Origin of the sequence: Allobaculum sp. JKK-2023, from assembly GCF_034745455.1 — a bacterium.
Classification (GTDB): domain Bacteria; phylum Bacillota_I; class Bacilli_A; order Erysipelotrichales; family Erysipelotrichaceae; genus Allobaculum.
On sequence record NZ_JAYERV010000003.1, the window covers coordinates 1742599 to 1762819 of the forward strand.

Here is a 20221-nt window from a genome sequence, read left to right on the forward strand (position 1 = left end):
TAGCGGATTAAATGGGAGTTTGAAACTGATCCTTGTGAATCTTTCGAAAGAATTCGCTAAAACTTCTTTATTTGTGGACGGTGGACATTTTTTCCAAAAAGTATTGTCCAGTCGAGTCTGTTCTTTTTCTGATGATTTTCAATCCACTCTGGATCCTGAACCAGCATCCAGAGTCCAATACAATATGGATCTGAAAGCAGCCAGGCAATCTGCTGGTCATTGAGGGGCAGCAGCGAGAGGGCCAGATAAGAAACCAGACTTCCTTTTGCCTGTTCGATCGCAAAGGCGGACTTTAATTGGATCCCAAAAAAGAAAGCCTGAAACGCCGGACTTCGAAACGACATCCCCACGACTTTGATCGGAACTTTCCCCAGAAGTTTTCTATGTTGAGGATAATTTTCCAGAAAGACTCTTGCCGGATCCAGATCGCCATACTGCAGAATTCTTCTGAGCAGCCTTTCCGTTTCAGCGTTGTTTTCATAGAGGACATAAATCTTCTTTTTCTTTGATTTCTTCTCTTGGTATGGATCGTGATATTGGCCTTGTTGATCTGGCCTGAATTGCTTTTGTGCTTCCAGCATTTCATTTGAGACCCAAACAACCAGATCCTTCGGTTTCAGCTTTTTCTCACATTCCGGGCAGAGGAGTCCCGGCCCCTGAAAAAGTCTGGCCAGGGTTTCGCACCCGGTCTGTTTTCCTGCACACCAGAGACACTGTTCATGTGATTGAGCTGACGCAGGCATTCGTTGAGAGCTTTGGAGGGACTTTGAATATAGGCCGTCCCTTCGCCGTAAGGATCCTTGAAGCTTCGTCCCGCTCTGCCGAAAATCTGAATCAGGCTGGCGGTTGTAAACACGAGATGATCTGCCCGGTACACGATCACCTGGACGGAGGGAACCGTAATTCCTCGTTCGAGTAGAGTTGTACATATTAACACCATGCTCTTTCTGGCATGAAAGCGGGCCATGATTTCATCTTTGTCTTTTGACTTGGAATGAATCACATCCACCGCAAAAAACGGCTTTAAAACCCACTTCATCCACTTGGTATCCGCAATCCGCGGCACAAATAACAGAACCTGCTTTCCATTTTGAATATGTTTTTTGCACTTGCGGATGATTTTCAACACCATCCGAAATTTCGAGCAGGTCACCACATCCGGGACACACAAAGGCTTTTGGTGCGGGCGTTTGAACAGATTCACCATCTCCATTTCATGATTTTCAATGGCCCGTAAAGACTTGGCATCCGGGGTCGCGCTCAAAAGCATCTTCTGGCCGATGCAGGATTGGCAGGCTATAGCTTCAAGCACCTCATTGCCTGCATAGGGGAAAGCATCCAGTTCATCAAGAATGAGCAGATCAAAACAGAAGGGATATCGATAGAGCTGATGGGTCGTGCACACAATCAGATCAGCATCCGTGACTTTGGTCATCCCTTCACAAACCGCAATCACCTTCAGTTCAGGAAAGTTTTTTGAAAGGCGTTTTGCAATTTCAATCACGACTTGTCTGCGGCTGATCGCAAAACAGACTTTCTTTCCCAAAGCCAGATACCAGCAGATGCTTTCCAGCGAGATCTCTGTTTTCCCCGCCCCTGCAGCCGCATAAATCAGCACATCTTTTTTGCTTTGAAGGATTTTCAGGGCTTTCGCAGAGACTTCTTTTTGAAAAGGCATCAGCTCAAATTCAAGAACAGGTTTTCCCACCCAGCGTGTATGGCACAGCTTTGGTTTTCGGGGTAGTTGTCCAGCAGGCAAGGGGCCAAAGTCCAGACACTTGCGACAGATCCATTTCCCCTGCACTTCAAAGAACAAGGCAGGATCTTCATTTTGACATCGTAAACATTTCATACTTGGATATACGCAAAGAGATGAGACATGTCTCTAGATCAGTAAACTGACTTCTTCTTCCATCCAGTTCAGCCTGCCCAGATTAAAAAACAGCCGCGTATAGATCGCAGCTGTCCATGATGGCTTACTTTGAAAATGACTGGAAAACCTGTCTATGTCACGGATTCCAATCCAACAAGACCAGTTCTTCAGCCCGGTCTTTTAAACTTTCTTAACCAGACCTGACTGGATATTTGGTTTGATCGACTTTATTCACTCAGTATCTTTATCCATTTTAGCAAGAATGTTTTGATATAATTCTGAAACGACAAATCTCTGATTTTTACTTCTGGGTTTTTCTGGAATTGTCATCTGCATCAACCCAGAGTCTAAAAGTGGGCGAATAATTGTCGTTGAAACGTAATTCCTTGTTTTTCCAAGATGTTCTGAAATTTCCGCTCTCGATTTAGCTGTCCTGCAAAAACGAATACACTCTTTTTCAATGCTGCTAAGACTATTAAAAATAGAAAAAGCTTTTACTTCTGTTAAGTTATTCACCACATTCTGCTCAACAGCATGACTTTCATGATTGTAAAAAATCACTTTAAATTCATTCCGGTTATCTTCAAACACCGGTTCTGGCAAACCAGCTTTCAGCATCTCACTTCTCATAGTGGGAATACCTGAAAAACGGTTTTCCGAATAATTCAATTCTTCCATTACTGTTGTCAGCGTGCTATTTCGTGTTTCTGGACTTTCTTTTCCAAGCCGGGTAACCGAAACATTTCCATAAATACCGCCCTTATTGATAATTTCCATTCGATCCTGATACATCTCAATCAAGATTGCTGAATCTTCTGTGTAACGGCTGTAATCTCTATGAATTAAAGCATTGATAATAGCTTCTCGTACTGCTCTGATTGGATACTCAGGCCTGTCAATTCGTTGCCCATTTTCATCGATTGCGATCTGCACTCTAGAGTTTCTGGCTACAAATTTCATTGCTTCTTCCAGCATTAAGGGAATAGAACCGACAATCTTCTTACTTTCAAGAAATCTCATGCCTTCTACAGTAGCTGCTCCCCGTTCTATTCCTGGACTGCGGGACGCTTTGATTGCCAAATTAGGAAAACAGGCTTGGGGATACTTAGAAAAAACCATCAATCCAGTCATTGTTGGCTTTCCATCTTTTACAATGCTGTGTAATTCAAGAAGTTCTTCATCAGTCATATTCTCAAACAGTGTGTTATTCCCTTGTCTGACCTTCTCGACATAACTTTTCAGCAAATTCTCATCTTTCATGACCCAGCCCGAATCCACAATTCGCCGATCTTCTTTTATCCCGCGCCGATAAGCATCATATTGATAAATTTCATATTCAGTCATTGGCAGATCGGCATCACCTACCCGAACATAGGATCCTTTTACAATTCCTTTTGGTTTATAATAAACAGGTCTCTTCTCATACTGAACGCCGGGAACCTCAGCTATCACGACACTTTTCCCTTCAATTGTTGAAGCGGAAAGAATTGCTCGAACAGGAGGCTCCATTTCCAAACATTTTTCCGCAACCTTTTTTTGAAGATCAGCTGCATTATAAACGCCAACCAATTCATATGTCGTTTCATCAATACCAAATGCAATTACTCCCCCTTCATCCTGATTTGAAAAGGAGGAAAAGGTATCATACAGTTTATTTGGGCAGCCACCTGAAGCCTTTTTGAGCTCAAGAAAATTAGATTCACATCGATCTTCTTGAATTTTCTTCACCCAAACAATTATCTCTTCGTGTACCATCTGATTTCCTTTCTGCTTAAACGAATAATCGTTAATTTAAAGCATTTTTAATCTACATCCTTATATTGCGCTCATAAATCATTTGTATTGCTATATTATCAATGGAAAAATTCGAATCTTCAACGATTTCTCAACAATAAATCTCGAATTTCAACGATTTCTCAACAGTGAATTTCAAACTTCAACGATTTCTCAACAGTAAATCTCGAATTTCAACGATTTCTCAACAATAAATCTCAAACTTCAACGATTTCTCAACAATAAATCTCGAACTTCAACGATTTCTCAACAGTGAATTTCAAACTTCAACGATTTTTTATGAGCAAAAATCGTTAAAGCATTCTATTCCTTTATTGCGCTCTTCTAAGATGAAGAAAAATCAGCGGAATTTTGCCCTGTTAAATATAAATCTGAGGTTCAAGATGGCAAAAAAAAGGCTCTTACGCAAATATCGTGTTTAGCTATCATCATTATTATCGACGATAGCAATTGCCGCTAAGCCCAATAACCCAAGATGCGATAGGCCAACTCATCTCGAATTAGGTATTGATTATTTAATCAACAATATGAATGATGCAAGCTTATTCATTCTCCAGGATTATTAGTGTTAAAAACCACATTTGCGTAAGATCCAAAAAAAAACCGCCGAATGGGCGGAATTTTTCAAATTTACTTGTTTTCGTTGCGTCCGTATTTTCTGTTGAACTTTTCAATACGTCCCTGTGCGGCTGCGAAGCGCTGACGTCCAGTGTAGAATGGATGGCAGTTGCTGCAAGTATCTACGCGAAGAGTGTCACCTTTCACAGTAGATCCGGATTCAAACTTATTGCCGCAGGAAGAGCAAACAACAGTAACGGTATGGTAATTAGGATGAATTCCCTTTTTCATGCCAGTTCCTCCTTCCGCCTTAAACCATCGGCTGGTTTAAAGTAAGTGCCTATGCATTATAGCAACCCACCCCAGTCAATGCAACTCAAACTCAAAAAAGCAAGAATTTTTTCTTCGCGCTTCCTGCATCATCTAAATTATGCTGATTTTCATCCGTTTTACTCAATATATTATGTATTTAATGCACCACATAGAATTATCAGCCAGGCAATTCATTCTCAAATCATTCTCCTTGCATTGCCTCTTCTTCCATCAGACGTTTCTGATTTTTGTTCTTTTACAGAGCAAAGATCTGGAATGGCCACTCATCCTTTGTCGGTTTTTGCTGGTTTCGAAAACTTTTTTGGCAGATGGATGCCTTTTAAACAGGACTTTTTTGCGAAAAGGTCGGTTCTTTTGATGGCTTTGAGTACAATGAAGGTAATGAGAAGTCCACATTGTCTTTGATCTGCCTTTGAATATTTAACTCTTTCCAGATGGCTTCTCCGTTTCTATTGAAGAAGATGCTAACATGCCTATAACTCAGACTCCACTCTCTTTAAATTCAAAAACTACTCCTAAAACCGATCAGACTGTCTCTGATTCCCCTTTGGCTGCTTCAACACCGGCAGCTTCTCTGGCCGAAAAAGCCCACCAGGCTGCGAAACTGAATTCTCTGCAGAAAATCCAGGGCCATTTTTCGACCATCAACCAGCACAAAACCAAAGTGATGGAACTTTGTTTTCGATGCGGCCTGTATAAACAGGGACTGCTTCACGATTTATCCAAATACAATCCGGTAGAACTGAAGACCGGCTTCAGATACTATCAGGGCTTTCGCTCTCCGATTGATGCGCAAAAAGAAGCTGAAGGCTACTCCTTTTCCTGGCTGCATCATAAAGGCCGCAATCCCCATCACTGGGAATACTGGCTCGATAACAGTCCGCATGGCATTCATCCGGTGGCGATGGAATTTAACTATGTCGTAGAGATGTGGTGTGACCGGGTAGCGGCCAGCATGATCTATCTGAAAGACAACTACAAAGATGATTCGGCGTATCGCTATTACAAGGATCATGAAAAAAATATGATGATTCATCCCAAAACTCAGCGTCAGATTGTCTATCTGCTTTCTTATCTTCGCCAGTACGGACTGGATGCAACCATTCGCAGAATCCGCAGACTTTTAAAGATCTACCGCAAAACAGGATCGGTTCCAATTTAGGGATCCGATCCTGTTTTCTTTTCTCTATAGTTTTTTCAAGATCCAGTCTCGCGATGGGATCGCCTGATTCCAGGCAGGGATCAAGCTTTGAATCTGCACGATCTCAGTATTCACTTTCCGTCAGTGACAACAGTTCAAGAATCCGGGTCAGATCCTGCTCATTTTCATAATGAATCGTAATCGCATTCGGTTTGATCTTGACCGGAGTCTGGAAAAACTCTTCAAGCTGATGATTGGCTTCGCGAATAAAAATATTTTCACCGAAGGCCTGTTCGGCAGCCTGCCGTTCGGCTTTTTCTTTGGCCGTTTTTTCAGCTTTCTTACGGCTTTCCTGGAGCTCTTTGACTTTCTGCTCCATCGTTCGCACCGACCAGCCCTGCTCATAGGCCTGAATGGCGAGCTTTTTCATGGAGGAATCATCTTTAAGGGCTAACAGAGCGCGGACATGCCCCATGGAAAGTTTTTTATCAATGACCATCTGGCTGACTTCATCCGGCAGGCGAAGCAGCCGCATCAGGTTGGCAATATGTTCACGGGATTTTCCAACTCTTGCAGCGAGCTGTTCCTGGGTATAGTGAAGGTTTTTGATCAGCTGATCATAGGCGCGGGCTTCTTCAATGACATTGAGATTTTCACGCTGAATGTTTTCCAGCAGTGAAATTTCCATCATCTGGGTATCATCAAAATCAACGACAATCGCCGGGATTTCCGTTTTATGCGCCAGCTTGCTTGCGCGCAGCCGTCTTTCCCCTGCAATCAGCTCATAGCCATGAATACTTTTCTTGACCAGAATTGGAGTAAAGACTCCATGTTCTTCAATGGAGGCAGCCAGTTCCTGCAGTGCCGCTTCATCAAAGATTTTACGCGGCTGATATGGATTGGGACGGATCTGATCGACTGGAATCTGCATCTGAGTGTAATGATCCGAACTGCTTTCGCCGTTTTGAATGTCATCCAGCATGCGGGTGATATCCCCGCCAAAAATCGAAGACAGACCTTTGCCTAAACGGCTGTTCTCTGAATGGCTCGCACTCATACCAGATCGTCTTCTTTCAGATGCAGCATTTCCCGCGAAAGTCTGGCGTAAGCCTGGGCTCCTTTACATTTCATATCGTATTCAAAGATTGAAACGCTGCGGCTGGGTGCTTCTGAAAGCTTAACGTTGCGGGGAATTGAATTCTGATAAACCAGACGGCCAAATGTCTGCCTGACTTCCTGAGATACGTCCACCGAAAGTCTTGTCCGGTAGTCAAACATTGTCATCAAGATGCCCTCAATAGAAAGATGCGGGTTGCTTGTCTTCTGGACCAGGCGAATGGTCAAAAGCAGCTGGGTCACACCTTCCAGCGCATAGTATTCACACTGCACAGGGATTAAGACACTGTCAGCAGCAGTCAAAGCATTGGTATTGAGCAGACCCAAAGAGGGTGGACAGTCGATCAGGATGAAATCGTACTGGTCACGCACCTGTTCCAGGGCATTTTTGAGCAGATTTTCCTTGCCTTCTCCTAAACGGTCCATGGCCAGATCTGCACCTGCTAAGGACATGTTGCTTGGCAGAACATCAACGGGTGTTTTATCCCCAGGGACAATTGCCCGCTCAATGGGAAAGTCTTCGAGAATAACGTTATAAACAGTTGGCTGTCCATTGCTTTTAAGAGCACCAAGTCCCTGAGAAGCGTTGCCCTGCGAGTCAAAGTCGACCAGCAAAACCTTATTGCCCAGTCTTGCCAGGGCGCTCGATAAGTTGATGGCGGTTGTGGTTTTGCCTACCCCGCCTTTCTGGTTTGAAATTGCGATGATTTTAGCCATCTAAATCCTCCAGTGGTTTTTTCTTAATCAAAGAGTAATTCCGCGGATATTTGGCCGGAGTTGGTGCCGTTTTGCGGAAGGTAATAATCGTACGCTCCCCCTCTTTGCCCAGTTCAAACTGATCAATCGATGCAGCTTCAACATGAAGGGCTTTTAAGGCAGGCGCAGCGTTTTTCAGTTCAGTCAGACCGGCTGCTCCTTTTAAGGCGATAAAAGCGCCATCTGGTTTTAATAATGGAATGCAAAGCTCAAGCAGAACCGAAAGTCTTGCCACTGCTCTTGCACTGACCACATCAAACTGACCGCGATGCGTTTTGACAAAATCTTCTGCGCGTTCGTTGACGATGGTCACATTGGCCAGTCCCAGCTGCTTTTTGACTTCCTCTAAGAATTTGCAGCGTTTAGCCAATGGTTCAATGAGCGTAAACTGCCGGTCTGGCCAGACGATAGCCAGAGGAATGCCAGGAAAACCGGCACCGCTGCCTACATCGGCCAGTGTTTTAAAATCTGCATGTAAAAAAGGAACGACAGAATCATAAAAATGCTTTTCCCATACTTCTTCTTCTTGCGTAATCGCGGTTAAATTCATCTTCTGGTTCCACTCCTGAAGAAGATGCAGGTATTGTTCAAACTGATTGAGCTGCCGCTCATCAAGTCTGAGCCCATCTTTGGCCAGACTTTCCTGGAATGTTTGTTTATTCATGACCCTAGTATATCGCATGACAGCTTTTCTCTTGCGCTCCCCGCCAGTCTGAACCATGGAACCTGCAAAGAAAAGAAAACTGGCCACTCTTTCAGGAATCCCTTTCATGAAGCCAATGATTCAAGGGGATTCTTTATCTGGAGGAGTTATCTTCCAGATAAAGAATCCCCTTACAAACCAGTCTATTTGCGAGTCCTTTTTCATTCACTATTTCCTCAGAATCGATCAGAAATTGGCTGTTTTTCGCTTCTTTTCCGGAATTTGGAAGTCTGGTCAACAAAAGAACGCAGACTTAACCGAATTTGTTTATGAATTTTGTTTTCTCACAAGTTTACATGGTTTTTGTTTGGGTTCTTTCAAATTCTGACAGGCGAGATGATACACTAGTTCCATGAGCAAAAATGTGAAAACAAGACTGAAACCAAAATTCCGCTATGGATTTTATGGCATGATCGCCGGAATCGTGATCTGCCTGATCGTCGGCGTGGGCGGCTGCTTTACCTTTGGTCACGCAACATCGAACACCGAAATCACCAGCACTACCCTGAAAGCCTCTCTGGAACAGGCTTCAGATCTGATCACCACCAAGTACTACTACTCTGATATCGGTAAGTTTGATAACTCTTATGAAATCAATGGCTGGAGCATCCCCTTCACGGGAAAGAACTTCATTCTTTCCTACCAGGGCGAAGCTTTACTGGGCTTTCAGACCGATCGAATGGAAGTGAAAGTCAATGGCAATACCATCAATGTAACCTGCCCTGACATTCAGGTTTTATCCAACTCCATTCCATCTGAAACTGTAGAAGTCTACGACCAGTCCTTTAATATCTTTAACCAGGTCACTATCAACGACTATCTTGCTTTTGAAACGGAACAGAAAGCCAAAGCTGAAGAAAAAATGGCTGCCAATGGTACCTTTGACCGGGCGCGTGAAGATGCAACCAAGGCGATTACCGAACTGCTCAACATGATTCCGGAAATCAAGTCTGGATATAAGATCAACGTAACCTTCGATGCAGCGCTCAATCCGCCTGCCCAGGAAGGAACAGACGCTGTTTCTGAATCATCCACAGAAAACCAGGATTCCACTTCCTCTGACTCTGAAAGTCAGACAGACTCTGAATCCGAAACTTCTGACTCAGAATCTGAAAATTCTGAAGATTCCCAGGAAAGCTCAGAACAGTAATCATCCCAGACCTTTCGGCCAATCACCCGCAGATTTGTGATTAATCATCAACAATCCTGCCTCAATCCTTAAAGCGGACTGACCCGAACCTTTGAAAAAGGATTCGGGTTTTCTTTTTGGCCCTCTCCAAACTGCCGGCCTACAGGAAAGGGAACAGGCAGAAAAAGGCCCAGAACGCTTTTTCTTAAGCCTTCTGGGCCTCTTATTTTTCAGATCTGCAAAACAGTTTTTGATGTTCTTTTTGGGAGGAAAATTTGAGGAGCGCTGGTGTCTGATCCTTCTTTTCTAGCGGATGAAGTTGGTGAAGATATGCTCATCTTCTTTGACAGGCAAGCCATCTTTTTCCTTCTGGGCTGCAATGGCTTTGATCAAAAAAGCCATATTTCTTCCGAGTGTGCGCATGATTTGTAAACCTTCGCCATCCTCCCTGGCTTCGCCGGCACTACGGCCGTGAATGGAGTTCCAGTATTGGGAAGAAACAACCGGCATCTGGGAAATGGTAAAGAATTTATTGAGCTGATCGAATGTTGCGGATGCTCCGCCTCGACGACAGGCAACAACCGAAGCTCCCACTTTCATCGTTTTATCAAATGGAGTGGAGTAGAACAAGCGAGTTAAGAAGGCAGTCAGGGTTGCGTTGGCCTGGGCAAAGTAAACCGGAGAACCCACTACAATTCCATCGGCTTCTTCGAATTTTGTTGCGGTCTCGTTGACAAGATCATTGAAGACACATTCGCCATGCGTGCGGCAATAGCCACAGCCAATACAGCCGCGAATATCCTTGTTGCCAATATGGATCCATTCGGTTTCAATTCCATTTTCCTGTAAAGTCCGCTCGACTTCTTTGAGGGCAATGGCGGTATTGCCATTGGGATGGGCGCTTCATTGATCACTAAAACTTTCATCGGTGTTTTCCTCTCCTGCCATAAGGCATTGTTGTTATTTTTCAATTCTAAACTTTCTTTTCTCTTGCCTGGTACTTGTTCTTTGCCTGATCCTCGACTTTTCATTGAATTTGCTGTTCGTTCATATTTACATCCTGAATGATTATTCTCATCTTTCAGGACTGAAAGAACTGCTTTTCTGAACCGATACTCTATTTTCGTTTCAGATAAGAGTAGGAAATCAGCTCCATGGAATGATCAGCCGGCCACTCTTTTCGCTTTTCAAAAATTTACTGAGGCTGTTTGAGCAGTTCCAGATACCTGGGCCCGATCACGTTCAGGAATTTCCAGCAGGTCCATTGCTTGTTCGCTAGAGAGATGAGCGTTTTTCATGATTTTTTGAATCGAACGTAAGGATTCTTTTTGAATTCCTTTCTGGATCCCTCTTTCTTCGATTGATTCGCTTAAATTACACATTTGGGCAGCCTCCTTTTTCATCGATTGGGTCATCTGAATTCCATAGTTATTTTGAAGCGTTTCTGCTTTTTCAGCCGCGCTTTTGATATCAGAAAGCAGAATGTCCAGCATTCTCTGCGTACCATTCTAGTTTTTTGTTCCAGACCCGCCAAGACATCTGAAAGAGAAGCAACAGGATTTTTGTAAAGTAAGGAGTGAACAGCCAAAGAAAGAAGACATTGCCAACCGGTCTGTCAATGGATCTATAGCTGGCTCATTTCCGTTTCAAATTCGACTTTGAAGCCAGAAATAATCGTCTTCAGTTTGCAGAGAATAAAATCAGAACAACAAAAAGACCGCTCCCTTGTTTTTCAAGAAGAGCGGTCCTGGTCGAAATCGACGTTCCAATTACATGAGCGGCTGCCAAAAGAGCGGACTGGTCAAATGTTCATGGATCCAAGTCTTTTGAAGTTGGCAGCCGCACGATTTCTTCACTTTCGTGTTTTGTTTCTTTTGCTGCCCTGATGAATCAGCGAAGTCAAGTCAGGGCGGTCAGATCCAATATGAACTGTTTAATATCTATCCCTGTCTATTAGGCAGCTTCTGGTTTGGCCTACAGGCTTTGCATATAGCGATCCATCTGCTGGGCAATCAGTTTCGATTCCGCTACCGCATGAACAACGGTTTTTGCTCCAGTTACAACGTCACCGGACGCGAAGACACCTGGCATTGTGGTCTGGCCATTTTCATGGACTTCAAGATTGCCGCGTTCATTGAGCTTCAGGCTTGGATCGCGGGTGACCAGGCGGTGCTGAGGAACCTGGGAAATCGCGACCATGACGGTATCACAGGGGACCAGATGCTCTGTGCCTTCGATCACCACAAGTTTTCCTTCTTCATTGAACTGAGTGTCAGCCAAGATGACGCCTTCGTCCGTAATGCGAACCGGGCTTTTCATGTATTCAAAGTTTACGCCTTCCAGAATCGCGTATTCCTGCTCTTCCCTGGAAGCCGCCACTTTATCCCGGCGAACATAAACCGTCACCTGATCGGAACCTTTCCGAACCGCCGTTCTCGCGGCATCCATGGCCGCGTTGCCAGCACCGATCACCGCCACACGCCGGCCTAAGTCATAAACATCCGGGTCGTTGAGGTAGTTAACCGCATATTGCACATTTCCATACGTTTCCCCTGGGATATTGAGGCGTTTGGGTCTCCAGGCACCCGTTCCGATGAAGACGGAGCTGTATCCATCATCGAGCAGATCCTGAACACTGATGGCGCCGCCAATGGCCATATTGGGACGGATCTGGATATCCAAGGCTTTTAACTTTTCGGCATACCGATCGAGAATGGTGCGCGGCAGACGATAATCGGGAATGCCATAGCGCATGATGCCGCCGATTTTTTCGCGAACTTCGAAGATTGTCACTTTATAGCCTTTCTCGCGTAATAATACGGCGATGGTAATGCCCGCTGGACCGGCACCGATCACGGCTGCACGCTTGCCGTTCCATTCTGGAAGGTCGTGATGGATTCTTTCGAAGCAGGCATCGGAAATAAAATGTTCGATGTCGCTGATCGCAACAGGATCGCCTTTGATCCCTTTGACGCAATGGCCTTCACATTGCGCCCCATGGTCACAGACCAGCGAGCAGATGATGGACAGGGGGTTGTTTTCAAACAGCATCTGCGCAGCGGTCATGGTTTCGTTTTCTTTGAGCAGCCGGATCATTTCCGGGATATTGGTATTGATTGGGCAACCTTTCCGACATCTCGGATTGCGGCACTGCAGGCACTTTTCGGCCTCTTTGAGTACGTTACTCATCCTTTTCCTCCTTGGATTGTTATTCAAACTGATCTTTAAAGCTCAAAGCGGCCGTCAGGCTGATTCATTTCTGTCCTTTGGCGGCTTCTGGCCGATCCGTTTTTTCTTATCAATTCTCTGTACTTTTCTTAATCCTTCTTATACAAGGCCTGTCCATCATATTGCATCGCTTACAGATAGTCACGATTGTGCAAAATCTATCAGGCTGAGGGTTAAAAACGAGTGATTTTTGCGGATTTCGGGGTTTTTTGATCCGGTTTCTTGATTTTTCGTGTTTCCTGGTCTGGCTTTTGCGTTCCAGGCTTTCTGGTCTGACTTCTGGATTTTGATGGCCACACAAAAAAGGTCCCGATCATCAGAATGCTCTGACAACCAGGACCTGCCTGACGTGATTTAGTTTTTGTTTTGTGTGCGATTGATCGTATTTTGGACGGATTGATCAGAAGAGCGGACTATTCGTCTTCGTCCTCATCGAGATCTCTGTCATCGTCTTCATCGTCTTCGATGGGGACTTCTTCGGAATCGTCCCCCTCATAGCGAGCGTTTTCGCTTTCATCTTCAACACTGATGGAATCAGTATCAACGATGGTATGAGCGGAAGACTGACGTTTGCGCAGATCCCAGGTGTTTCCTGGTAAAGAGGCGAAGCGGCCATCAATGGACAGGTCGCTGTAGAACTGAGCAATGTTGTCATCGGACTGAGAAGGAGTGAATCCCATCTCTTTGGAGACGATTGTCCAGAGGTCCAAGAATTTCATGGCTTTCTTTTCTTTGGTCAGAATATCAAAAGCCAGTTCAATCATTGATTTTTTCATAATTGCTAATTCTCCTCATTTATCCAAATAGATCCAGTTACATAGATTCTGGCGCGCTGACCCCAATCAGGCTCAACGCATCCGCCAGAACGATCCGCACTGCTTTAAGCAGGCCGATTCGTTTGGCACTAAGTTCTGGATTGGCAGGGTCATTGACCTTGCAGGCCGAATAGAAGCTGTGGAACTTCGAGGCCAGATTCTGAATGTAGTGAGAAATCTTGTGCACCTGACGGGTTTTGGCGGTCTGAGCGATAACCGATGGGTATTCGGCAAGCGTCTTGAGCAGGTCGATTTCTTTTTCATGGACCAGACCTTCATAGTTTTCAGGTTCTGGATAGTCTGCATTTTTGAGAATCGAGCAGATTCGGGCATGAGCATATTGAGCGTAGTAAACCGGGTTTTCATTGGTCTGGGCTACGGCTAAAGCCAGATCGAAATCCAGGTGGGTATCCAGCGCCCGGGCACTGAAGAAGTAACGGGCGGCATCGACACCAACCAGATCGATCAGGTCATTGATGGTTGTGGCATTGCCAAGACGTTTGGACATTTTGACTTCTTCGCCATTGGAAACCAGACGGACCATCTGAATGATATCGACACTCAGTTTATCCGGATCGTTGCCAAGAGCGGCCATAGATGCTTTTAAACGTGGGATGTAACCATGATGGTCAGCGCCGAAGAAATCGACGAGCATGTCAAATCCGCGCTGGTATTTATCGTTATGGTAGGCGATGTCAGGAACCAGGTAAGTTAAAGAACCATCCTGTTTGCGCAATACCCTATCTTTATCATCTTTAAAGTCAGTGGTTCTAAACCACAACGCCCCATCCTGCTGATAGGTGTAGCCGTTACGGTCCAGAATCTCTAAGGCTTCTTCCACACGCCCGCTGTCACGCAGGGCCTGTTCGGAAGACCAGACATCAAAATGAACCCGGAAGCGGTCAAGGTCTTCCTTGATCTTGTCCAGTTCAAAGGCAATTCCTTCCTTGCGGAAGAAGTTGAGGGTTTCATCCGTTGGTTCCAGATAGAGGTTCGGGAAGTCTTTGGCTAACTGTTCTGCTTTTTCTTTGACGTCAGCACCCAGATAGCCGTCCTGACCGATTTCAGCTTCCATGCCGTGTGCCTGGACATAACGAGCCCATAAGGATTTGGCCAGATTGGTGATCTGGTTGCCGGCATCGTTGACATAGTACTCACGAGTGACATCATAGCCGCCTTTTTTCATAATGCGGGAAATACTGTCACCCCAGGCTGCGCCGCGCGCATGACCGAGATGCAGACTTCCAGTCGGGTTGGCCGATACGTATTCGAGATCCACTTTGATGCCATTGGCTGGATGTGTGCCGTAGTTTTCTTTTTCTTCCAGGATCTTCGAGATGATTTTTGAATACTGGTCTTTCTTCATGACGAAGTTGATGAAACCAGGACCGGCAATCTGTGCGCTCTCGATTTCATCTCCGGATAGATTTTCAACCAGGCCTTCGGCAATCAGCGCTGGTTTTTGGTGCAGGGTTCTGGCGAGTTTCATGGCCAGGTTGGTGGAGTAGTCTCCCTGCTCTTTGCGTTTGGGGATTTCAATGATGATCTCACTTGGTTCCAAGTCAAGATCAAAGGCTTTTTTTGCTGCAGCCTGTAAAGACTGGCGTAAAGCGTCATCCATCGCTCCCATTCCGTTCACCCTTTCTTTTTTTATCTGTTTTTTGATTTCTCTTTTACAGTTTGGAGGGATTTTATCAAATTTCCGGCCGTTTTTTCTGTTTTCTGAAAATTCAACTTTAAATTCTGAAATTCCTGTGCATCTGTTGTTAATTTTCTAACTAAATGGCCGGATTTTTACAAATCTGGTCACGCAATCGATCGATTTTCAGTATAGATTCTTCAAAAAAACAGAGCTTTGGGCTGGTGATTCTGATTCATTCAAACAGAGAAAGTCACTCTTTTTCCATTAACAGAAACTCAAAAAACTGATCTCCATTCAGTTTGTAGGAGACTTTTGTACTTTGGGCGTTGCGTTCGATCTCGACATCTGTGATCGGTAATTTCAGCTCTCCGTAGGGGGTGAGAATGCGGGCAGTTCCAGTGCCTTTATCCTGTAAAGTGATCAAGCTTTGAAAGTCGCCGTTATTTTCGATCATGACGCCGCGCATCAGGATCTTCCAGACCATATGGGTATTCTCATTTTTGAGAGTGATGATCTTCGATCCTTCTTTCAGTTCTTTCATTTCGGCGGGTCCGTCAAACATGACTTCGTGATTGACAGTATCCTCTAAATAAACAGTATTTAACATAGCGAAGAAAGTGTAGCATAAACTTTTTTTGATTCCACAATTCAGCACTTGACAAATTGGAAGATTCGACTTTCCTGCGGAAGGCAGGTTTCTTTCTGTACCTATATTCTTTTCATATTCAATCTTTTATAGATACTTTACCTTCAGACTTCCACAGATCCATTCAATCGACCATCAAATCTGGTGCGCTCTTTGTTTCCTTCAAAATCTGCCGGAATCTTGTTGCTTTTCTTTTTGCCCTGCCCGAATAATTTTTTCCTGTTCTCCTTTTTCATTACGATCTGGACTGAATTTTTCTTGCGGTTTGTTTCGGCTTCTTTCTGGCCGATCATGAACTGCTTTTTCTCGGATTTCTTAGCTGTCTGGGTTTGCGTCCTGACCGATTCCCCTTCGGGCGGCCCATTTTCTTCTCTTTTCACTTTTTCCGACATGTTTTTCAACATTTTTCAGAAAATTTTCTGAAATTCCGCTACCTGCAGTTGAAAGATTTCTTTTCATTGTTTAGCCTTAAGCCCATAGACAAAACCAATGCGGCAGAAAAGTAGCCTGTTTAAAAGTCTGCAAGCGAGTTCTGGAAGGTGGAAGCAGAACGAGATGGGAATGGGTGAATGGCCTGCCAAGGGCGACCTGAACAAAGCAATCAGTAGGGAAGACGTGTGGTCTGCGTTAGAGGACCGGTCATGTGATGGCATGGTAAAGTGGGCAGAATTTCTGTCAAATTGGGTGGTACCGCAGGAGCATATCGACGCTTTTGTCCCAGTAAGAGCGATCTTCAGGGCAAAAGCTTTTTTCTTTCCTGAAGATGGCAAATCCATCAATCCAACATCAACGCAAAAGGAAAGGACACTAAATCTTATGAACGAACAGACAATCCCTTACAAGATTTATCTCGAAGAAGACGAGATGCCCAAGTACTGGTATAACCTGCGGGCCGATATGAAAAACAAGCCTGCTCCCCTGTTAAATCCGGCTACTCTCAAGCCCATGACCTTTGAAGACCTTCAGCCGGTCTTCTGCGACGAACTCATTGAGCAGGAACTGGATGATACAACGCCTTATATTGAAATTCCAAAAGAAATCCGTGATTTCTATAAAATGTACCGGCCTGCCCCACTTGTGCGGGCCTATAACTTAGAGCGCAAGCTGGGCACTCCAGCCAAAATCTACTACAAGTTTGAAGGCAACAATACTTCCGGCAGCCATAAGCTAAACTCCGCGATTGCACAGGCTTACTACGCCAAAAAGCAAGGCCTGAAAGGCGTAACTACAGAAACCGGTGCCGGCCAGTGGGGAACTGCGTTATCGATGGCCTGTGCCTATCTTGGACTCGATTGCCAGGTGTATATGGTCAAAGTCTCCTATGAACAGAAACCCTTCCGAAGAGAAGTCATGAGAACGTATGGGGCCAATGTGACACCAAGTCCATCCATGACAACCGAAATCGGCAAAGAAATCCTGCGCAAACATCCAGGAACGACTGGTTCGCTTGGCTGTGCCATTTCTGAAGCCGTTGAAGCCGCTACAAAACAAGAAGGCTATCGCTATGTTCTGGGCAGTGTGCTCAACCAGGTTTTGCTTCATCAGAGTGTCATTGGTTTAGAGACCAAAACAGCGCTGGATAAATATGGAATCGAACCCGATATCATCATCGGCTGTGCCGGGGGCGGATCGAATCTTGGCGGCTTGATTGCTCCCTTCATGAGAGAAAAACTACGTGGAAAGAAAGACTATCGAATTATCGCGGTTGAACCCGCCAGCTGTCCTTCGTTTACCCGCGGCAAATATGCTTATGACTTTTGCGATACAGGCATGGTTACGCCTTTACAGAAGATGTATACCCTTGGAAGCAGCTTCATTCCTTCCGCCAACCACGCCGGCGGCCTGCGCTACCATGGCATGAGTTCTACGCTTTCCCAGCTTTACCATGATGGATATCTGGAAGCTGTTTCTGTTGAACAGACCAGCGTCTTTGAAGCGGCTAAATTCTTTGCGCAGGTTGAAGGAACACTCCCTGCTCCCGAAAGCAGCCATGCGATCCGCGTGGCGATCGATGAAGCACTCAAATGCAAAGAAACCGGTGAAGAAAAAACGATCGTCTTTGGTCTGACCGGTACCGGCTACTTTGACATGGTGGCTTACGAAAAGTTCAACAACGGTGAAATGTCGGACTACATTCCAACTGACGAAGAACTCGAAGCCAGCTTTGCCCAGTTGCCCGTTGTGCCAGAAGCCTAAGACTTTGAATCCATTCTGATTTCAGATTTTTAATCGATGTCGTACAACCAGAATCCCGGTTTTTCATCTCCTTTTCAGGATTCTGGTTTTCCATAGGTAAAACAGAACATTCTGTTCAACTTTCAGGCTCAGTTGGACAGAGGTGCACTCTGTTTGCGGGATGCAAGGCTCTCCTTCCCGAAATTCGTCTTACTGGACGTTTCTTGATCTGTTTGTTTATTCTCTTTATCCTTGCATCCTTCGGCCCTTCCTGTGTGTGGACGGGCCTTTTTTGCGTCAAAAAAGAGCTCTGTCCAAAGACAAAGCCCTCAAATCTGGAATTCTGCTTGTCTGTTTTTTTAGACCCGTTCTGGTCGAATCCGGATGTCTTAACGCTTGCGATAAGCCAGGATAAAGCCAAATGACGCCCCGGCAATGCCGCCGATGACATGAGCCATCTGCGAAATGTTATCCGTGCTGATGACCCCCGCAATGATCTCCTGACCAAGATAGAGGACCACAACCAGAATCATCGTGACTGGAATCTCGCCGTGGCGAAAAGAAGTCATGCTGCAAAGAATAATGAATGCAAAGACTACACCACTGCAGCCAATCAGACCATTGGTCGTGACAGCCATATTGGCGATTGCGGTCAGAATCGCAGTAAACAGGATGATGATCAGGGTATTTTTCGAGCCATAGCGCTCCTCCACAACGGGTCCCGTCAGCAGTAAAAGCATCATGTTGCTCATAAAGTGATTGACAGAGGCATGGCCAAGGATATAGGTCACCATCGTCACATAAGTCTGAATCTGGTTGAGCGGGGCTCTTCTTGTAATCAACCAGTCCATATACCGATAACCAGTCAGTTCCGAAATAATCAAAACCCCAAGACAAAGAAGTGCAAAAGTCAGAATGACTGGTGAATTGTATTTCAATCGTAATCGCATGTATTTCCCTTTCTGATCAGAAACCACTGTCCCCAAAAGAGGCAGGTCTGTTTCTGTTGGCGGATCTAGACTCACAGCCGTATATTCCAAAATTTTAAACCGGATCGGTTCAGAAATTCTTACAGTTTCCTGTTTGTATGGATTTTGTCCAGGAAAACGGTTTGTCCTGGACGAAAAGCGCGATTCAGCAAGATCAAACGCAGCCGTTATTGTCTTCCAGCCCGAATAAAAGCATGCAAACAGTAACAAAGCCAAAAGCAGAACTGAAAGCAGAAACAAAATCAAAAACGGAAACAAAAACGACAGCATTCCCTTTCTGCCTCGTTGGTTTGAAACGAAAGGGCATGCTGTCCTTGAAAATATCGATTATGATTTTCCTTTATTTTTTAGAGAAATGTCTGTTTTGGAGAAATCACTGATTATTGAATCAGCAATTACAGCTGATTGGTCTGCTCGAGATAGTTATACAAAGCGCCAATCAGGTTAGCATCACTGGAGAAGTGGCAGGCTTCCACTGCGGGTTTGCTTGCCGGAAAATAGACGGGCAGACGATCATACTGGCGACTCATGACTTGATTGAGAGTTTCAATCAGAATGGGCTGGCGGGAAATCCCGCCGCCAATCGCAACTTTTTCGACGTCCAGCGCGCACTGCAGGCCATAAAGACCAGTGGCCAGGGTTTCGCAGAACCATTCAAGTTCTTCGATGGCCTGAGGATCGCCATTGTTTACGGCTTCAAAGAAGGTACGTCCGTTGGCTTGGGCTGGATCCTGACCGGTTGCCAGGGCATGCCGGCGAACCATGGCGCTGGTGCAGTTGATATCCGACCAGGCCTGGTGACTGGCCATAGTCCGTCCATTCCAGTTGGTTGGAATCGGGGAGAACTCACCCGCCGCAAAGGTATTGCCTTTCCAGAGCTTGCCATTGATGATGACAGCTCCGCCAATGCCCGTCCCGATGGTCAGCACCAGACCGGAGCCAACTCCCTGCATGGCCCCTTTCCAAAGTTCAGCCATGGCGGCTGCTTTGGCATCATTTTCAACATAGAACGGAATGGGAATCCGATCTTTAAGCAGGCCTTTTAAATCCACGCCGCCGTTGAGATACATCAAGGCGCCGCCCGTGTAGAAATAGCCATTGACACTGTCAATACGACCCGGAGCGGCCATGACCAGGGCTTCTGGATGTTCATCTTTGTATTGGTCATAAATGCTGGTGATCAGATCCAGGAATGCGTCCAGCCCTTCTTTTGGGGTTGGGTATTCCCCCTGGTCGAGCAGGGCTGCGGTGTCATCCATCAGGGCATATTTGATGCCAGTGCCGCCGACATCAATTGAAATGTACTTACTCATATCTCTCTCC

At 45.4% G+C, this 20221-nt stretch carries 21 protein-coding genes; 5 read left to right on the top strand and 16 right to left on the bottom strand.

The window, feature by feature from the left end; all coding sequences use genetic code 11:
• Positions 1-56 precede the first annotated feature (56 nt).
• The 4 genes from U4956_RS07065 to rpmE all read right to left on the bottom strand — a co-directional run bounded on the left by U4956_RS07065 (position 57) and on the right by rpmE (position 4516).
• A complete protein-coding gene (locus tag U4956_RS07065) occupies positions 57-581 on the bottom strand; it encodes a hypothetical protein (protein ID WP_323089832.1) in 525 nt (174 codons plus the stop codon).
• A gap of 35 nt (positions 582-616) precedes the next feature.
• Positions 617-1816, bottom strand: coding sequence for a helicase-related protein (locus U4956_RS07070; RefSeq protein ID WP_323089833.1), 1200 nt, complete (start codon positions 1814-1816; stop codon positions 617-619).
• Positions 1817-2104: 288 nt separating this feature from the next.
• Positions 2105-3628 carry an ATP-binding protein gene (locus U4956_RS07075; RefSeq protein ID WP_323089834.1) on the bottom strand — a complete coding sequence of 508 codons (1524 nt, stop codon included), beginning with the start codon at positions 3626-3628 and terminating at the stop codon, positions 2105-2107.
• 669 nt (positions 3629-4297) lie between these two features.
• The gene (gene rpmE, locus U4956_RS07080; protein ID WP_323089835.1) at positions 4298-4516 is read right to left on the bottom strand and encodes a 50S ribosomal protein L31; all 219 of its coding nucleotides are present in this window, start codon (positions 4514-4516) and stop codon (positions 4298-4300) included.
• A gap of 78 nt (positions 4517-4594) precedes the next feature.
• Between rpmE and U4956_RS07085 the strand changes: the two genes are divergently transcribed.
• A complete protein-coding gene (locus U4956_RS07085) occupies positions 4595-4963 on the top strand; it encodes a hypothetical protein (protein ID WP_323089836.1) in 369 nt (122 codons plus the stop codon).
• A 208-nt stretch (positions 4964-5171) separates the two neighbouring features.
• The gene (locus U4956_RS07090; RefSeq protein WP_323091474.1) at positions 5172-5720 is read left to right on the top strand and encodes a DUF5662 family protein; all 549 of its coding nucleotides are present in this window, start codon (positions 5172-5174) and stop codon (positions 5718-5720) included.
• A gap of 103 nt (positions 5721-5823) precedes the next feature.
• Here U4956_RS07090 and U4956_RS07095 read toward each other — a convergent pair whose 3' ends face one another.
• Genes U4956_RS07095 through rsmG form a run of 3 tightly spaced genes read right to left on the bottom strand, consistent with a single transcriptional unit; the run spans position 5824 to position 8235 of the window.
• Positions 5824-6756, bottom strand: a complete 933-nt coding sequence (locus U4956_RS07095) for a ParB/RepB/Spo0J family partition protein (protein WP_323089837.1) — start codon at positions 6754-6756, stop codon at positions 5824-5826.
• Positions 6753-7532, bottom strand: a complete 780-nt coding sequence (locus U4956_RS07100; protein WP_323089838.1) for a ParA family protein — start codon at positions 7530-7532, stop codon at positions 6753-6755. The genes U4956_RS07095 and U4956_RS07100 overlap by 4 nt, the downstream gene beginning before the upstream one ends.
• Positions 7525-8235: a 16S rRNA (guanine(527)-N(7))-methyltransferase RsmG gene (gene rsmG, locus U4956_RS07105; RefSeq protein WP_323089839.1), complete on the bottom strand. Its 711-nt coding sequence runs from the start codon at positions 8233-8235 to the stop codon at positions 7525-7527. Before rsmG ends, U4956_RS07100 begins: the two co-directional genes overlap by 8 nt.
• A 391-nt stretch (positions 8236-8626) precedes the next feature.
• Between rsmG and U4956_RS07110 the strand changes: the two genes are divergently transcribed.
• On the top strand, positions 8627-9424 hold the full coding sequence (locus tag U4956_RS07110) for a DUF4230 domain-containing protein (protein WP_323089840.1): 798 nt from the start codon (positions 8627-8629) through the stop codon (positions 9422-9424).
• A 285-nt stretch (positions 9425-9709) separates the two neighbouring features.
• Here U4956_RS07110 and U4956_RS07115 read toward each other — a convergent pair whose 3' ends face one another.
• The 7 genes from U4956_RS07115 to U4956_RS07145 all read right to left on the bottom strand — a co-directional run bounded on the left by U4956_RS07115 (position 9710) and on the right by U4956_RS07145 (position 16126).
• Positions 9710-10279 carry a flavodoxin family protein gene (locus U4956_RS07115; RefSeq protein WP_323091476.1) on the bottom strand — a complete coding sequence of 190 codons (570 nt, stop codon included), beginning with the start codon at positions 10277-10279 and terminating at the stop codon, positions 9710-9712.
• Between the two features lie 311 nt (positions 10280-10590).
• Positions 10591-10806, bottom strand: coding sequence for a hypothetical protein (locus U4956_RS07120; RefSeq protein WP_323089841.1), 216 nt, complete (start codon positions 10804-10806; stop codon positions 10591-10593).
• Positions 10807-11377: 571 nt separating this feature from the next.
• A complete protein-coding gene (locus U4956_RS07125) occupies positions 11378-12592 on the bottom strand; it encodes an NAD(P)-dependent oxidoreductase (protein ID WP_323089842.1) in 1215 nt (404 codons plus the stop codon).
• 452 nt (positions 12593-13044) lie between these two features.
• Entirely contained in the window at positions 13045-13407 is a 363-nt protein-coding gene (rpoE, locus tag U4956_RS07130) for a DNA-directed RNA polymerase subunit delta (RefSeq protein WP_323089843.1), read from the bottom strand.
• Positions 13408-13444: 37 nt separating this feature from the next.
• The gene (argS, locus tag U4956_RS07135; RefSeq protein WP_323091478.1) at positions 13445-15076 is read right to left on the bottom strand and encodes an arginine--tRNA ligase; all 1632 of its coding nucleotides are present in this window, start codon (positions 15074-15076) and stop codon (positions 13445-13447) included.
• A 262-nt stretch (positions 15077-15338) separates the two neighbouring features.
• On the bottom strand, positions 15339-15695 hold the full coding sequence (locus U4956_RS07140; protein ID WP_323089844.1) for a hypothetical protein: 357 nt from the start codon (positions 15693-15695) through the stop codon (positions 15339-15341).
• Positions 15696-15838: 143 nt separating this feature from the next.
• Entirely contained in the window at positions 15839-16126 is a 288-nt protein-coding gene (locus U4956_RS07145) for a hypothetical protein (RefSeq protein WP_323089845.1), read from the bottom strand.
• A gap of 424 nt (positions 16127-16550) precedes the next feature.
• Between U4956_RS07145 and U4956_RS07150 the strand changes: the two genes are divergently transcribed.
• Positions 16551-17930: a TrpB-like pyridoxal phosphate-dependent enzyme gene (locus U4956_RS07150; RefSeq protein WP_323089846.1), complete on the top strand. Its 1380-nt coding sequence runs from the start codon at positions 16551-16553 to the stop codon at positions 17928-17930.
• 368 nt (positions 17931-18298) lie between these two features.
• Here the strand turns inward: U4956_RS07150 and U4956_RS07155 are convergent, their stop codons facing one another.
• Positions 18299-18859, bottom strand: coding sequence for a rhomboid family intramembrane serine protease (locus U4956_RS07155; protein WP_323089847.1), 561 nt, complete (start codon positions 18857-18859; stop codon positions 18299-18301).
• A 161-nt stretch (positions 18860-19020) separates the two neighbouring features.
• Between U4956_RS07155 and U4956_RS07160 the strand changes: the two genes are divergently transcribed.
• Complete coding sequence (locus U4956_RS07160) at positions 19021-19278, top strand: hypothetical protein (RefSeq protein WP_323089848.1); 258 nt, start codon at positions 19021-19023, stop codon at positions 19276-19278.
• Positions 19279-19293: 15 nt separating this feature from the next.
• On the opposite strand, the gene U4956_RS07165 is transcribed toward U4956_RS07160, so the two are convergent.
• Positions 19294-20211, bottom strand: a complete 918-nt coding sequence (locus U4956_RS07165) for an ROK family protein (RefSeq protein ID WP_323089849.1) — start codon at positions 20209-20211, stop codon at positions 19294-19296.
• Positions 20212-20221 lie beyond the last annotated feature (10 nt).

Excerpts from the sequence above, each read along its gene's own strand:
- U4956_RS07120 (WP_323089841.1), bottom strand. The coding sequence starts at position 10,806 with ATGAAAAAGGAGGCTGCCCAAATGTGTAATTTAAGCGAATCAATCGAA.
- U4956_RS07085 (WP_323089836.1), top strand. The coding sequence starts at position 4,595 with ATGCAACTCAAACTCAAAAAAGCAAGAATTTTTTCTTCGCGCTTCCTG.
- U4956_RS07095 (WP_323089837.1), bottom strand. The coding sequence starts at position 6,756 with ATGAGTGCGAGCCATTCAGAGAACAGCCGTTTAGGCAAAGGTCTGTCT.
- U4956_RS07065 (WP_323089832.1), bottom strand. The coding sequence starts at position 581 with ATGCTGGAAGCACAAAAGCAATTCAGGCCAGATCAACAAGGCCAATAT.
- rsmG (WP_323089839.1), bottom strand. The coding sequence starts at position 8,235 with ATGAATAAACAAACATTCCAGGAAAGTCTGGCCAAAGATGGGCTCAGA.
- U4956_RS07110 (WP_323089840.1), top strand. The coding sequence starts at position 8,627 with ATGAGCAAAAATGTGAAAACAAGACTGAAACCAAAATTCCGCTATGGA.
- U4956_RS07075 (WP_323089834.1), bottom strand. The coding sequence starts at position 3,628 with ATGGTACACGAAGAGATAATTGTTTGGGTGAAGAAAATTCAAGAAGAT.
- argS (WP_323091478.1), bottom strand. The coding sequence starts at position 15,076 with ATGGGAGCGATGGATGACGCTTTACGCCAGTCTTTACAGGCTGCAGCA.
- U4956_RS07155 (WP_323089847.1), bottom strand. The coding sequence starts at position 18,859 with ATGCGATTACGATTGAAATACAATTCACCAGTCATTCTGACTTTTGCA.
- U4956_RS07145 (WP_323089845.1), bottom strand. The coding sequence starts at position 16,126 with ATGTCGGAAAAAGTGAAAAGAGAAGAAAATGGGCCGCCCGAAGGGGAA.
- U4956_RS07125 (WP_323089842.1), bottom strand. The coding sequence starts at position 12,592 with ATGAGTAACGTACTCAAAGAGGCCGAAAAGTGCCTGCAGTGCCGCAAT.
- rpoE (WP_323089843.1), bottom strand. The coding sequence starts at position 13,407 with ATGAAAAAATCAATGATTGAACTGGCTTTTGATATTCTGACCAAAGAA.
- U4956_RS07140 (WP_323089844.1), bottom strand. The coding sequence starts at position 15,695 with ATGTTAAATACTGTTTATTTAGAGGATACTGTCAATCACGAAGTCATG.
- U4956_RS07150 (WP_323089846.1), top strand. The coding sequence starts at position 16,551 with ATGAACGAACAGACAATCCCTTACAAGATTTATCTCGAAGAAGACGAG.
- rpmE (WP_323089835.1), bottom strand. The coding sequence starts at position 4,516 with ATGAAAAAGGGAATTCATCCTAATTACCATACCGTTACTGTTGTTTGC.
- U4956_RS07165 (WP_323089849.1), bottom strand. The coding sequence starts at position 20,211 with ATGAGTAAGTACATTTCAATTGATGTCGGCGGCACTGGCATCAAATAT.
- U4956_RS07100 (WP_323089838.1), bottom strand. The coding sequence starts at position 7,532 with ATGGCTAAAATCATCGCAATTTCAAACCAGAAAGGCGGGGTAGGCAAA.